Origin of the sequence: Candidatus Pantoea persica (assembly GCF_013753875.1) — a bacterium.
GTDB lineage: Bacteria > Pseudomonadota > Gammaproteobacteria > Enterobacterales > Enterobacteriaceae > Pantoea > Pantoea persica.
The window spans coordinates 1-14,334 of the sequence record NZ_SMDS01000023.1; the positions used below are offsets into that span (position 1 = coordinate 1).

Genomic DNA, 14,334 nt, shown 5'->3' on the forward strand with positions numbered 1-14,334 from the left:
CGACTCAGCTGCCTGCACCTCCTGAACACCGCATTCCGTAAGCCGTTGTGCCGTGTCAGTGGAGGCGCGTTATAGGGAGTTCTTTCCAGCTGACAAGGGCTAATTGCAAATTAATTTCTGAGTGTCGTTTTTTTCATCAAACTATCCCTAAATCGCTACTTTTTCCAGCGAAGGGAAGCCGTAACGCTGTAAAACCGGCGATAATTGCAGCGCTTCGCTGTTTAACTCTGTACAAAAGGCGCAGTTGATCTGTGAAGACTGCACTTTAGGCGCCTCATGCTCCAGCAGCCATGCCGTGCGACGGGCAATTGCCGCGCCGGAATCAATTAGGCATGTTCCCTCGGGTAACACTTGCTGCAGCTCGTCGCGCAGCAAAGGAAAGTGAGTACAGCCCAGCACCACGGTATCCGGCGGCTCGGCCATGCGCAGCCAGGGCTGCACAATACGCCGCACATCCTGCAGCGCGACCGACTCCCCGTGCAGCTTCTCTTCGGCCAGCTCCACCAGCTCTGCCGAACCCAGCATTTCGATTTTGCAGGCGGTAGCGAACTGCGCCACCAGCTCATGGGTATAGGCGCGGCGCACCGTAGCGCGTGTCGCCAGCAATCCCAACACGCCGTTGCGCGTCAGGCGCGCAGCAGGCTTGATGGCGGGCACGACGCCGACCACGGGAAAGCCGAAGCGCGCGCGCAGCGCCGGTAAGGAAACCGTACTGGCGGTATTACAGGCGATAATGCAGAGCGAAAGGGGATGACGGCTGGCTATCGCGCCAACGATGTCGACGACGCGCTCAACAATATAGGCTTCACTTTTTTCGCCATAAGGAAAGCCCGCGTTATCGAAAGCGTAGAGATAGTGCAGGTCCGGCAGCACTTGACGGACCTCACCATAGCCGGAGAGTCCGCCGACGCCGGAGTCAAACACCAGCACGGTTGGGCGCAGATCAGAAGCTGTAGCTGTAGCTGTAGCTGTAGCTGTAGCTGTAGCTGTAGCTGTAGCTGTAGCTGGCGCAGAGGTAATACTTCGTTCCTGGAGTTCGATAGCCATACGCTGTCTCGTAATCTTTATCAAACAGGTTGGCAATTCTACCACGAACCGTTAGCTGAGATGTGACCGGATACGACACCGCGAGATCCTACAGGCTCACGCCGCCCAGTTTAACGCGGCGTGTAGGATAGCTGTTGTAGTCATTATCGAAGCGGTCGCCCAGATAATGATACGTCACCGACCAGTCGAGGTTATAAATCGTCCAGTCGAGCTGATACTTAACCTGCTGTTTCGCACGGCGCACCAGCTGCTCATCGTTTTCGCCGTCGCGCGCGTCGACATAATCATAGGAGATCTGATGTCCCAGCGGGCCGGTATCGAACGACACAGTTACCTCGACGCCTTTAATGCGCGCCTTGCTGATGTTGTAGTAGCGATGGGTCACCGGATCGCTGTCAATCAGGTTATCAATATCGTTGCGATAACCCGATACTCGCCAGTTAACCGGCCCGGTCAACCCCTCGACGCCCCCTTCCCACTGCTTGCTCTTTTCCGGATCGAGGTCGGGATTGCCGTAGCCTATACTGTAAACTTGCGACAGATTCGGCGCCTTGAAGGCGGAACCGTAAGAGGAGAACGCGCGGTAGCCTGAGATAAACTCCCACGAGGCGGCGGTTTGCCCGGTGTTGTGCCAGCCGAACTGGTTATTGTCGTCGTCGCGCACCGCGTCTTTTAAGGTCACGCTGCCGAACTGCTGCTGCCCGGTCAGATAGACGCCGGTATTGCGCTGCTCATACCCTTCTGCCAGATAGTTGGTGCCTGGTTCAGTGGTCTCTTTCTGCCAGTCGACGCCGCCGCTGATTGCGCCCTGCCCCACCCTCACGGTATTGCCCCACTGCAGGTTATACTGCGTCACGTCATCAAAGGTCGATGCAGCGCCATAGCGGCCGTTACGCGGATCGTAGTTGATATCTTTGGTGCGGCCGTAGCTGGCTATCAGCTGGGTCGAATAGCTGTCGCGGTTGAAGCGCAGGCCGGTGTCCCAGATCTGGCTGTAGAGCTAGCGCGTATCCGCCAGGCCGACGATATTCGGGGAGCTGTCATCATAGCTATAATAGCCGTCATAGGCGGTGCGGTTGTCGAAACCGTAGCCGCGCACAAAGCCGCTTAGCGCATCGCTGAACTGATGCTCAAGGTTGCCGTAGAGGGTTTTGCTCATAAACCCGTCGCGGTCGCCCTGCGTCGGACCGTAATCATTGGGATAGCCTGCGCCAACGTCGAAGCCGCGGGTGTAGGTGTAGTTACGGCCAGCGTCAGTCGGGTGGCGTCGCCCAGCCACTACTGCGTCGCGCCGTCACAGGACTGATATCCCTTCGAGCCGACGCCGGCGGTAAGCGTGGTGCCGGGCTGCCCGCGGCCGGTGATGATATTCACCACGCCGCCGATAGCGTCCGACCCGTAGACCGCCGATCGCGCGCCGCGCACATATTCGATGCGCTGCACCAACGACAGCAGAATCTAGCTGAGATCGGAGGAGCCGGAGATGCCCGCCTGACTCAGGCGAATGCTGTCAATCAGGATCAGCACGTGGCTGGAATTGGTGCCGAGAGTAAACAGCGAGCTGTTCTGGCCGAGGCCGCCGTTCTGCGCCACATCGACGCCGGGCAGATGACGCATCACGTCGGTCAGACTTTTCTCCTGCCAGCAGTCGATTTCGGCGCGCGTCACCACCGTCGTCGGCGCCAGCACCGAGGAGACCGGCTGGGCGAAGCGGTTGGCGGTAACGACTTGCGTATCATCATTATCCTGAGTGAAACCAGGTTGCGCCCAAAGAGCAAGCGCCGTCGCGCTAAACGCGAACAGTGAAGCCGAGTGATTTTTCATTGTTATAAGCATCCATAAGACTCAAGCAGGATGCCGCAGGCATACGATCGATAGCACGCGATAACCGTACGAGTTGCGACGTCACGCCGGCAGGTCTTCGGGCTGGGAACCATAAGTGACGAAGACTTCCCATCCGCATGGACAGTGTCTGCAAGGCGATCGCCACGACATTCCTTACCGCTGCGCGTCAACTCCAGATTTGCACTGGATTCCCCATTAACTCGGGCTGAGGGCGGCGCTCGCAGTCTACAGCAGCCATAATTGAAGTCCAGACAGCCATCTGTCCTGACGCGCGCAGCGCTGGACATCGTCAGGTGAATGCCTACAATCGCCCGGCAAGTTTGCTATTAACCGGACCGATCATGATTACCGAACATCTCCCGACCGAACAGTACGACGCGCAACTGGCCGAGAAAGTCAGCCGTTTACAGACGATGATGACGCCGTTCGCCGCGCCGCAGGCGGAGGTGTTTCGCTCGCCGGTCAGCCACTACCGGATGCGTGCCGAATTCCGCCTCTGGCACGATGGCTACGATCTCTACCATATTATTTTCGATCAGGAGACGCGCCAGCGTATCCGCGTCGATCGCTTTCCGGCCGCCAGCGAACTGATCAACGCGCTGATGCCGGAGATGATCGCGGCGATCCGCGATAACCGCGCGCTGCGTCATAAGCTTTTCCAGATCGACTACCTCTCGACCATGAGCAATGAGATCGTTATCTCGCTGCTTTACCACCGTAAGCTGGAGGCCGACTGGATCGAGGCGGCCAGCGCATTGCGTGACGCGCTGCGCATCAAAGACTATGCGGTGCAGCTGATTGGCCGCGCCACCAAAACCAAAATCTGCCTCGACCAGGACTATATCGACGAGCGTCTGCCGGTAGCGGGCCGCGAGATGATCTATCGCCAGGTCGAGAACAGCTTTACCCAGCCCAACGCGGCGATGAATATTCAGATGCTGGAGTGGGTGCTGGACGTGACCCAAGGCTCGCGCGGCGATCTGCTGGAGCTCTACTGCGGCAACGGCAACTTTTCGCTGGCGCTGGCGTGCAATTTCCGCCGCGTGCTGGCGACCGAAATCGCTAAGCCGTCAGTGGCGGCGGCGCAGTTCAATATCGACGCCAACCAGATCGATAACGTGCAGATTATCCGCATGGCGGCGGAAGAGTTTACCCAGGCGATGAACGGTGTGCGCAGCTTCAACCGTTTGCAGGGCATCGACCTGAAGAGCTACGAATGCGAAACCATTCTTGTCGATCCACCGCGCAGCGGGCTGGATAATGAGACGGTGAAGATGGTGCAGGCCTATCCGCGCATCCTTTATATCTCCTGCAACCCTGAGACGCTGTACGCGAATCTGCAGACGCTGGCGCAGACGCACGACGTCTCCCGCCTAGCGATGTTCGATCAGTTCCCCTACACGCACCATATGGAGTGCGGCGTGTGGCTGACGCGTAAAACCGGATAAACGGCGAATCCCCCCTGCGTTGGCACGATCGACACCTGATAAAAACGGGAACTTGAGGTTCCCGTTTGTCTGTCAGTCGTTTTTCTTACGGCGCCTCATCTTCACGCCGATCCAGAACACCAGCGCCACCATCAGAATAGTGGGAATAAAGTTCGAGCCGATATCGGGATACTCCGCGCGCACCAGCGCGCTGTAAACCAGAATGCCCAGCAGGAAAAACGCCGCCGCCAAGCCCGGCATGCCATCCGGCATATTGTGGTTCAGGTAACGCTGATGCAGACTCCAGACCGCCAGCCCCAGCGCGATAATCGGGAAGACAGAAAACGGAACAAAGGCGCTGAACAGCACGGAAAACGAGCCGTTGATCGCCAAACCGGTGACAAAAGCCAGCAGCAGCGTGCCCTTATCGCGGGAAGTCGGTTGTGTCATAGCATTATCCTTATCGTTACTCTTCGGGTTTTTCTAGGGTAACCGCCAGACGCTCCTGCTCGCGGCGATACCAGTAATAGGCGCCTTTCGCAATCATGCGCAGCTGCAGCACCAGCCGATCTTCGAGCTTGCGGCGCTGCTCAATATCGACATCGAGCGCTTCCGCTCCCGCGCTAAAGACAATAGTCACCATAGCTTCCGCCTGCGCCTCAGTAAAGCTGCGCGGCATGCGGTTTTCAACCTCAAGGTAATCGGCCAGCTCGGCGATAAAGTGCTGGATTTCGCGCGCGACCGCGGCGCGAAACGCGGCGGAGGTGCCGGAGCGCTCGCGCAGCAGCAACCGAAACGCATTGGGGTTATTGCCGATAAACTCCATAAAGGTGGAGACCGAGGTTTTGATAATGCTGCCGCCCTTAGCGATACGCTGGCGCGCCTGGCGCATCAGCTGGCGCAGCATCAGCCCGCTCTCGTCGACCATGGTCAAACCCAGCTCATCAACATCTTTAAAATGGCGGTAAAAAGAGGTGGGCGCGATACCGGCTTCCCTGGCGACCTCGCGCAAACTTAAACTGGCGAAGCTGCGTTCGGCGCTGAGCTGGCTAAATGCCGCTTCGATCAGCGTACGTCTTGTACGTTCTTTCTGTTGCGCTCTGACACCCATTCTCTCTACCTTGTGACGTGTTAGACGGTCACTATAACAAACTTATCAGCGAACATAGGCCAAACTTTGTGACTTGCCTGTGAACCTCTCGCTTTGTCAAACCGGGTGGAATTTCACTGTTAGAATTCAGATGTGCGCGGCGAGATGTTAGAATCTCGTTGTAAAATAGAAACATAGGGCGTACTGGTATGCAAAAGTCTTACGATTACGATGTCATCATGATTGGCTCCGGACCGGGAGGTGAAGGCGCGGCCATGGGCCTAGTGAAGCAGGGAGCGCGCATCGCAATGATCGAACGCTACCATAACATCGGCGGCGGTTGTTCGCCCTGGGGCACGATCCCGTCTAAAGCGCTTCGCCACGCAGTCAGTCGCATCATCGAATTCAACCAAAACCCGCTTTACAGCGATCACACTCGCCTGCTGCGCTCGTCGTTCGCCGACATTCTTAACCACACGGAAAACGTCATCAGCCAGCAGACCGCAATGCGCCAGTGCTTTTTCGAGCGCAACTGCTGCGAGCTGTTTCAGGGCGACGCGCACTTTATCGACGCCAACACCATCGAGGTCGAACGGCGTTTCTCGATCAGGAGATGTCCGACTCGCTCTCTTACCACTTATGGAACAGCAGCGTCGTTATCCGCCACAACGAAGAGTTTGAGAAAATCGAAGGCGTCGACGACGGTGTGATTATGCACCTGAAGTCGGGCAAAAAGATCAAGGCGGACTACCTGCTCTAATACCATTCCGGAAATCAGCTCTTTGGGCAAAACTGAGCAGCAGCTGACGGCGATGAAAGTGCCGTATGAAGTGGGCCGCGCGCAGTTCAAGCATCTGGCGCGCGCGCAGATTGTCGGCATGAACGTCGGTAGCCTGAAAATCCTGTTCCACCGCGAAACCAAAGAGATCCTCGGCATTCACTGTTTTGGCGAGCGCGCGGCGGAAATCATTCACATCGGCCAAGCGATCATGGAGCAGAAAAACGGCGGCAATATCATTGAGTATTTCGTCAACACTACCTTTAACTACCCCACCATGGCCGAAGCCTATCGCGTGGCCGCGTTGAACGGCTTAAACCACCTGTTTTAACAAAGCGTCCAGATAGCCCTGCATATGGGTACGAATCGCTTCTGCCAGCTGCTCATAGCGGCTGCGCAGAGGCGAGCAGGGACGGTAGACCAGCGCGATGGTGCGCTGCGGCACGGGCTTATAGCACGTCAGATAGCATACGCCGTCACGCACGCGCTCCTGCGGCACCGCCAGCGCAGGCAGCAGCGTGATGCCGCTACCGGCCGCGATCATATTGCGCAGCGTCTCCAGACTGGTGGCGCGGAAATGGGTATCTTCGTCGGCGCCCGCTTCAAAGCAGAAGCCCATCGCCTGATCGCGCAGGCAGTGGCCATCCTCCAGCATCAGCAACCTTTCGCCCGCCAGATCGGACATGGGAACGCGATCGCGATCGCGCCACGGATGATCCTGATAGACCGCCAGCTTCATCGGCTCGTCAAAAAGCGGCACCTTAATAAAGGCTTCGCTCTCTTTCACCAGCGCCAGAATCGCGCAGTCGAGCTTGCCGCTGTCGAGCTGTGCCAGCAGCTGCTGGGTCTGCGCTTCATGCAGGTACATCTCGAGTTTGGGAAAGGTCTGATGCAGCATGGGAATAATCTGCGGCAGCAGATAGGGGCCGGTGGTGGGGATCAGCCCGATATGCAGCGGACCGGACATGGCTTCGCCCTGCTGGCTCGCCATCTCTTTTAAGACTTTCACTTCCCGCAGCACAGTGCGCGCCTGATCGACCAGCAGCATGCCCGCCTGGGTGAACAACACTTTACGGCTGGTTCGTTCCAGCAGCATCACGCCCAGTTCACCTTCCAGCTTGCGGATCTGTCCACTCAGCGTGGGCTGGCTGACGTGGCACGCATCTGCCGCGCGACGAAAATGGCGATGTTCCGCAAGAGAAACCAGATATTCAAGATCGCGAATTTTCATTGTTATCCTCCAGACCACGATAGCCTGTGACGATAGATAGGATAGCAATGAACGATTAGCCCTATCAAGCAATGATGAGATTAATGCACGCATCAAATTTAAGCGATTCTTGCCCCAAGGGAAATATGTTTGCAAGTCAGGAAGGTAACGCTGTTCCTCAGGTCATCTTCCATACCCGTCAGGGCGATCGCTGGGTCGACGTCACCACGAACGATCTGTTTGCCGGGGAAAACCGTTATCGTCTTTTCCCTGCCGGGCGCCTTTACGCCGACCTGCTCGTCGAGCCATCTGCCGCACCACAATGAGCTGTACAGCTTGTTTGCGCAGCATGGCGTCGACAGCATTCTCTGCATGTCGGTCAACGACACCTTTGTGATGAATGCCTGGAAAGCGGAGCAGCGTGCGGAAAACATTACCTTTATTCCCGACGGCAACGGCGACTTCACGCGTGGGATGAACATGCTTGAACATGCTTGTTGAAAAGGCGGACGTTGGCTTCGGCGCGCGCGCATGGCGCTATTCGATGCTGGTGCGCGACGGCGTACGTAATTGAAAAGATGTTCGTCGAGCTGAACGCCGGGCGATCCCTTTGAGATCTCCGACGCGGACACCATGCTGCGCTATCTGGTGCCCGAATATAAAGTGTAGGCACCCGTGGCGCTGTTTACCAAACCAGGCTGCCCGTCTGGACCAAAGCGAAACAGCTGCTGATGGATAACCGCATGCCGTTTGAAGAGATCGTGCTGGGTCAGGATGCGACCACCGTCAGCCTGCGCGCCGTAACGGGCCGCGCCCACTGTGCCGCAGGTCTTTATCGGCGGACGCCATATTGGCGGCAGCGACGATCTGGAACAGTACCTGCATTCAGCGTAAAAGAATCACTGCATCAGCCGGGAGTGCTGACCCTTTGATGATGTGCCTATAAAAATAGAATGAAATTCCGAAGCTAGAGGTTAGCGGGCATTTATACCCGCTTTTTTGCCTGTCGATCAGCCAAGACGCTTTTTCGCGTCGGCGATGGCGAACGCCACCTGCTGCGGCGCGACGCCGCCCCTGGCGTTACGTTTTTCCAGGCAGGAGCGCAGCGCCAGCACCGGATAGACATCCTCTTCAATCGTCGCGCTGAACGTTTTAAGCTGCGCCAGCAACAGCGCTTCCAGCGCCACGCCCTGTTTGATCGCCTCGACCACCGCTTCGCCCACAATATGGTGCGCCTCACGGAAAGGCACGCCCTTCGCCACCAGATAGTCGGCCAGCTCGGTTGAGTTGGCGTAGCCCTGCTCCGCCGCTTCCTGGCAGCGAGGACGTTTCACCTGAATGCCGTCCAGCACCAGCGCCGACATATGCAGACAGTCCAGCCAGGTGTCGAGCGCATCGAACAGCCCCTCTTTGTCTTCCTGCATATCTTTGTTGTAGGCCAGCGGCAGCCCTTTCAGCATCATCATCATGCCGGTCAGCGCGCCCTGCACGCGGCCGCACTTGCCGCGGATCAGCTCCAGCGCGTCCGGGTTTTTCTTCTGCGGCATCAGCGACGAGCCGGACGTCACTTTGTCAGAGAGCTCAACGAAGCCCGCTTCGCCGGTGTTGAAGAAGATCAAATCTTCCGCAAAGCGCGACAGGTGCACCATGCCGATAGAGGCGTCCGCCAGCAGCTCCAGCACGTGATCGCGATCGGAGACGGTGTCGAGGCTGTTGCGCGTCGCCGAGGCGAAGCCCAGCCAGCCGGCCAGCTGCTCGCGGTCGATATCGTAGGCGGTGCCCGCCAGCGCGCCGCAGCCGAGCGGGCTGACGTCGAGGCGCTTCAGCGTGTCCTGCAGGCGGCTTTCGTCACGCGCCAGCATCTCTACGTAGGCAAGACACCAGTGGGCGAAGGTCACCGGCTGCGCGCGCTGCAGGTGGGTATAACCCGGCATCACTGCATCCTGATTCGCCTCGGCGGTCGCCACCAGCGCCTGCTGCAGCTCGCGCGTCGCGCCCAGCAGCGCCTCGACCTGCGCCTTGCACCAGAGTTTCAGATCGGTCGCCACCTGATCGTTACGGCTGCGGCCGGTGTGCAGCTTTTTGCCCAGCGCGCCCACTTTCTCGATCAGCTGCCCTTCAACCCAGCTGTGAATATCTTCGGCGTCGCTCTGCAGGATCTGCTCGGGACTGGCCTGCACCTCGGCCAGCAGCGCCGTCAGCGCCTGCTCCAGCTGCTGCTGCTGCTCGGCGCTCAGCACGTTGACCGTGACCAGCGCTTTGGACCAGGCGATGGAGCCGGTAATATCCTGCTCCGCCAGACGATAGTCGAAGCGCAGCGAGTCGTTGAACTGTTTGAACCGTTGGTCTGCTGCCTGGGTAAAGCGTCCGCCCCAAAGTGCCATGTGAAACTCCTCTGAATCCTTAAACAAAAGGCGGCCCGAAGCCGCCTTTGCGAAATCTGGCTGGGCGAGGCGCGCCTCGCCGCATGATTACTTCTGCTTCTGCTCGTTCAGGGCGCGGATGCACGAAGAGAGCGAGAAGATACGGATAAAGCCGCCGGCGTGACGGTGGTCGTAAACCTCGTCTTCGCCGAAGGTGGCGAATTCTTCCGAGTAAAGGCTGTCGGCGGAGCGTTTCTCAATCGCCGTCGCCTGGCCTTTGTAAAGCTGCAGCACCACTTCGCCGTTGACTTCTTCCGCCAGCGACTCGGCGGCCGCCTGAATTGATTTGCGCAGCGGCGCGAACCAGCGGCCGTCGTATACGACATAAGACATCTCATGGCCCAGCTGCTCACGCCATTTGAAGCTGTCGCGGTCCAGAACCAGCTGCTCAACCGCACGCAGCGCGTTGACCATGATGGTGCCGCCAGGGGTTTCGTAGCAGCCGCGCGACTTGATGCCGACCAGACGGTTTTCCACGATGTCTATACGGCCAACGCCATGCTTCGCGCCCAGCGCGTTGAGCTTATCCAAGCATTGGAACGGGCTCAGCTGCTCGCCATTTACCGCGACAACGCGGCCTTTTTCCACGGTGACGGTGACGTTCTCCGGCTGATCCGGCGCCTCCAGCGGATCCACGGTCCACACCCAGCAATCTTTGTTCGGGGCGTTAGACGGGCTTTCCAACACACCGCCTTCGGTAGAGATGTGCCAGGCGTTCTCGTCGCGGCTGTAGATTTTCTCCAGCGACGCGGTGGTCGGGATATTGCGCTCTTTCAGGTAGTCCAGCAGCGCTTCACGCGAACGCAGATTCCATTCGCGCCACGGAGCCACCACTTTCAGCTGCGGCGCCAGCGCGGTATAGGTGGTTTCAAAACGCACCTGGTCGTTGCCCTTGCCGGTTGCGCCGTGGCAAAGCGCATCCGCGCCCACTTTCAGCGCCAGCTCAACCTGTGCTTTGGCGATAATCGGACGCGCCATTGAGGTGCCCAGCAGATAGGTGCCCTCATAGAGCGCGCCGGTTTGTAGCACCGGGTAAACGTAATCGCTGATAAACTCTTCGCGCAGATCGACGACGTGACATTCAGAGGCGCCAGACTGCAGCGCTTTCTTCTCCACGCCTTCCAGATCGCTACGCTCCTGGCCAATATCCGCCACGAACGCCAAGACTTTGCAGCCGCCGTGGTTCTCTTTCAGCCACGGAATAATCGCGGAGGTATCCAGACCGCCGGAATAAGCCAGTACGATTTTTTTGATATTTTGCGTGCTCATGTCGTCATCCTAGCATCTAAGTCGTTAAGCGTGGATCCGGGTGCCAATCGACACGCCGTTAAACAGGTCGGGCAGTTGCTCCGCGTGGCGCCAGCTGGCGATATCCACCGGGCGGCCCAGCGTGCGCGAGGCGTCGAGCGCCGCGTGCACTTTTACAATCATGCCGTCAGTAATGATGCCCTGCGCGATCAGCTGCTCCGCTTTTTCGGCGGTCATCTCCGCGATGCGCTGGCCTTTGCCGTCCAGAATGCCGCTCACGTCGGAGAGCAGCACCAAGTCGGCGCCCAGCGTTGACGCCAGCGCAGTTGCGGCCTGATCGGCGTTGACGTTCATCAGCGCGCCATCGTCGGTAATGCCGATAGAGCTGACGATCGGCATATAGCCCGCCGCCAGCAGCGTCGTCAGCAGCGCCGGATCGCCCGGCTCTGCCTGGCCGACGTAGCCCAGCTCCTCGTCGAACGGCGTCACCTTGACCAGATCGGCGTCGCCGAGGCTCAGGCCGACCGCCTTAATGCCGTACTTCTTCGCCCAAGCGAGCAGCGTTTTGTTGGCGGTGCCCGCCAGCGCGCCGGTAATGATGTCGATCTGATCGGCCAGCGTGACGCGCAGGCCGTTTTTCTTTTTCACCGGCAGCGACAGCTTCTTCATCAGTTCATCGACCAGGCAGCCGCCGCCGTGAACGATCATCAGCGGACGCTGATGCGCGTTGCGCCAGGCCTGCAGGGCGTCAAACAGCCGCGCCAGCGCCTCTTCGCTGTCGAGCAGCACGCCGCCCAGTTTGATAATCAGTGGAGTCGTCATGTGCGTCCTTGTTCGTTAGATCAGTGACTGCGTTTCAGGGAAGCCGAAGCGAATATTCAAGCACTGCACCGCCTGCGACGCGGCGCCTTTCAGCAGGTTATCTTCCGCCGCGACGACGATCAGGTGCTCGCCCTGCAGCGCGAAGCCGATATCGCAGAAGGGCTGGCCGACAACCGCCTTCAGCGCCGGCACGCCCTGCCCGTAGACGCGCACCAGCGGCTTATCATGGTAGGCGCGCGCGAACACCGCCGCCACGTCGGCGTGGCCGACGCCCGGCTGGAGGCTGCAGGTGATGGTCGCCAGAATGCCGCGCGGAAAGCTGCCGAGGTGCGGCGTGAAGATCACCGGCGCGCCGAGGTGCACCACAATCTCTGGGTGGTGACGGTGGTTGAACAGGCCGTAGGGCTGCAGGCTCACTTCGCAGAAGCTGGTGGTGACGCTCGCCTTGCGGCCCGCACCGCTTATGCCGCTAATGGCGTTGATCACCGGCCACTGATCGGGATTCAGCAGGCCGCCGTCGACCAGCGGCTTCAGCGCCAGCTGCGCCGCGGTGGGATAGCATCCCGGTACGGCCACCAGCTGCGCCTCTTTGATTTTCTCATGGTTCCATTCCGCCAGGCCGTAGACCGCCTTATCGAGCCAGTCGCCGTGCTGATGAGTAAAGCCGTAAAACTGCTGATAGAAGCTGCCGTCGTTAACGCGAAACGCGCCGGAGAGGTCGAACACTACGCAGCCCGCCGCAAGGAAGTCGGGTACCAGATTATGGCTCACCTCATGGGCGGTCGCCAGAAACACCACATCGACCTTGTCGGCCCACTCCGCCGCGCTGCTTAGCGGCTGCAGCGGCAGATCCACCACGCCTTTCAGCTGCGGATGCAGATCGGACAAACGCTTTCCAGCATCCGGGCTTTGCGCTGAAACCGCCAAAGCGGTTATGTTCATATGTGGATGGCGATTGAAGAAGGTGGCGAGCTCTACGCCAGCGTACCCACTGGCACCAACGATCAGCGTATTCAACATCAGGCTGTATACCTTTTTACAGTTACACGTTCCGGGTCGCGGCCTTGCCCAATTGCCCACAATGCCGTTTGCGGGAAATTTCTGGTTTTCTGGTTCCCAGGCAACCGGCGTTAATGTATTTTTATTCACTATTAATGCATGAATATAACTCAAGGACCGTCAACAGTGAAGACAAAATTACCTTCTTTTATCGAACTCTACTGCCAGCTGATCGCGACCCCGACCATCAGCGCGACAGATGCGGCGCTGGATCAGAGCAATGAAACTTTAATCAATTTGCTGGCGGGCTGGTTTCGCGACCTCGGCTTCAGCGTCGAGGTGCAGCCGGTGCCAGGCACGCGGCATAAATTCAACATGCTGGCGCATAGCGGCAGCGGCGCGGGCGGCCTGCTGCTGGCCGGCCACACCGACACGGTGCCCTTTGACGACGGCCGCTGGACGCGCGATCCCTTTCCCCTGACAGAGCATGACAACAAGCTCTACGGCCTGGGCACCGCCGACATGAAGGGCTTCTTCGCCTTTATCCTCGACACGCTGCGCGACGTCGACGTCAGCAAACTCAGCAAGCCGCTCTATATTCTCGCCACCGCCGATGAAGAGACGACGATGGCGGGCGCGAAGTACTTCTCCGAAATGGCGAGCATCCGCCCGGACTGCGCCATTATCGGCGAGCCGACCTCGCTGAAGCCGGTGCGCGCCCACAAAGGCCATCTGTCGCACGCGATTCGCGTGCAGGGTCAGTCGGGCCACTCCAGCGATCCGGCGCGCGGCGTCAATGCCATCGAGCTGATGCATGACGCCATCGGCCATCTGATGCAGCTGCGCAATACGCTGAAAGAGCGCTATCACCACGACGGCTTCGCCATTCCCTACCCGACCATGAACTTCGGCCATATTCACGGCGGCGACGGGGCGAACCGCATCTGCGCCTGCTGCGAGCTGCATATGGATATCCGCCCGCTGCCGGGCCTGACGCTGAGCGATCTGGAAGGGTTACTGAACGAGTCGCTGGCGCCGGTCAGTGCGCGCTGGCCAGGCCGCCTGACGGTCGGCGAGCTGCATCCACCGATCCCAGGCTACGAGTGTCCGGCCGATCACGAACTGGTCGCCGTAGTGGAAAAACTGCTCGGCACGCCGACAGAAGTGGTCAACTACTGCACCGAGGCGCCGTTTATTCAGGAGCTGTGCCCGACGCTGGTGCTGGGGCCAGGATCGATTGATCAGGCGCACCAGCCAGACGAATTTATCGATACTGCATTTATTAAGCCGACGCGCGCCCTGATCGCGCAGGTTGTCCAGCATTTTTGCCACTGATATGCAATTAACAGGGCAATCGACTGTTAAGTAAGTAAATTTCCTGATCAAAGTGCGGGATTTGCCGATAAGAATAACTTATCCCGCTCTTCTCAAATTAAAATATTTGA

The 14,334-nt window shown here is 58.8% G+C and carries 10 protein-coding genes, 3 pseudogenes and 1 riboswitch; of the genes and pseudogenes, 4 read left to right on the plus strand and 9 right to left on the minus strand.

Going from position 1 to position 14,334, the window contains the following annotated elements; all coding sequences use genetic code 11:
- Window positions 1–147: 147 nt before the first annotated feature.
- Complete coding sequence (gene murI / locus EIO60_RS15455) at window positions 148–1,047, minus strand: glutamate racemase (RefSeq protein WP_258577327.1); 900 nt, start codon at window positions 1,045–1,047, stop codon at window positions 148–150.
- Window positions 944–2,871: pseudogene (btuB, locus tag EIO60_RS15460) on the minus strand (TonB-dependent vitamin B12 receptor BtuB). Before btuB ends, murI begins: the two are co-directional and overlap by 104 nt.
- A 71-nt stretch (window positions 2,872–2,942) precedes the next feature.
- Window positions 2,943–3,122, minus strand: a riboswitch (cobalamin riboswitch).
- Between the two features lie 111 nt (window positions 3,123–3,233).
- Here btuB and trmA point away from each other — a divergent pair.
- The gene (trmA, locus tag EIO60_RS15465; RefSeq protein WP_258577328.1) at window positions 3,234–4,340 is read left to right on the plus strand and encodes a tRNA (uridine(54)-C5)-methyltransferase TrmA; all 1,107 of its coding nucleotides are present in this window, start codon (window positions 3,234–3,236) and stop codon (window positions 4,338–4,340) included.
- A gap of 72 nt (window positions 4,341–4,412) precedes the next feature.
- On the opposite strand, the gene EIO60_RS15470 is transcribed toward trmA, so the two are convergent.
- Together EIO60_RS15470 and fabR are read right to left on the minus strand one after the other, a co-directional pair.
- The gene (locus EIO60_RS15470) at window positions 4,413–4,769 is read right to left on the minus strand and encodes a YijD family membrane protein (protein WP_258577329.1); all 357 of its coding nucleotides are present in this window, start codon (window positions 4,767–4,769) and stop codon (window positions 4,413–4,415) included.
- A gap of 16 nt (window positions 4,770–4,785) precedes the next feature.
- Window positions 4,786–5,430 carry an HTH-type transcriptional repressor FabR gene (gene fabR, locus EIO60_RS15475; protein ID WP_033755575.1) on the minus strand — a complete coding sequence of 215 codons (645 nt, stop codon included), beginning with the start codon at window positions 5,428–5,430 and terminating at the stop codon, window positions 4,786–4,788.
- 188 nt (window positions 5,431–5,618) lie between these two features.
- On the opposite strand from fabR, the pseudogene EIO60_RS15480 reads away from it, so the two are divergent.
- Window positions 5,619–6,518: pseudogene (locus EIO60_RS15480) on the plus strand (oxidoreductase dimerization domain-containing protein).
- On the opposite strand, the gene oxyR reads toward EIO60_RS15480, so the two are convergent.
- Window positions 6,501–7,418 carry a DNA-binding transcriptional regulator OxyR gene (oxyR, locus tag EIO60_RS15485; protein WP_258577330.1) on the minus strand — a complete coding sequence of 306 codons (918 nt, stop codon included), beginning with the start codon at window positions 7,416–7,418 and terminating at the stop codon, window positions 6,501–6,503. The pseudogene EIO60_RS15480 and the gene oxyR sit on opposite strands and share 18 nt — an antisense overlap.
- Window positions 7,419–7,543: 125 nt before the next feature.
- Here oxyR and EIO60_RS15490 point away from each other — a divergent pair.
- Window positions 7,544–8,291: pseudogene (locus EIO60_RS15490) on the plus strand (glutathione peroxidase).
- A 116-nt stretch (window positions 8,292–8,407) separates the two neighbouring features.
- Here EIO60_RS15490 and argH read toward each other — a convergent pair.
- The 4 genes from argH to argC all read right to left on the minus strand — a co-directional run bounded on the left by argH (window position 8,408) and on the right by argC (window position 12,910).
- Window positions 8,408–9,781 carry an argininosuccinate lyase gene (gene argH / locus EIO60_RS15495; RefSeq protein WP_258577331.1) on the minus strand — a complete coding sequence of 458 codons (1,374 nt, stop codon included), beginning with the start codon at window positions 9,779–9,781 and terminating at the stop codon, window positions 8,408–8,410.
- 87 nt (window positions 9,782–9,868) lie between these two features.
- The gene (locus EIO60_RS15500; RefSeq protein WP_258577332.1) at window positions 9,869–11,089 is read right to left on the minus strand and encodes an argininosuccinate synthase; all 1,221 of its coding nucleotides are present in this window, start codon (window positions 11,087–11,089) and stop codon (window positions 9,869–9,871) included.
- 24 nt (window positions 11,090–11,113) lie between these two features.
- Window positions 11,114–11,890 (minus strand): acetylglutamate kinase, encoded by a 777-nt coding sequence (argB, locus tag EIO60_RS15505; protein WP_258577333.1) that lies wholly within the window; start codon window positions 11,888–11,890, stop codon window positions 11,114–11,116.
- A gap of 15 nt (window positions 11,891–11,905) precedes the next feature.
- Window positions 11,906–12,910, minus strand: a complete 1,005-nt coding sequence (gene argC, locus EIO60_RS15510; protein ID WP_258577334.1) for an N-acetyl-gamma-glutamyl-phosphate reductase — start codon at window positions 12,908–12,910, stop codon at window positions 11,906–11,908.
- Between the two features lie 165 nt (window positions 12,911–13,075).
- Here argC and argE point away from each other — a divergent pair, with 165 nt between their 5' ends.
- Window positions 13,076–14,224 carry an acetylornithine deacetylase gene (argE, locus tag EIO60_RS15515; RefSeq protein WP_258577335.1) on the plus strand — a complete coding sequence of 383 codons (1,149 nt, stop codon included), beginning with the start codon at window positions 13,076–13,078 and terminating at the stop codon, window positions 14,222–14,224.
- The last annotated feature ends 110 nt before the right edge of the window (window positions 14,225–14,334 follow it).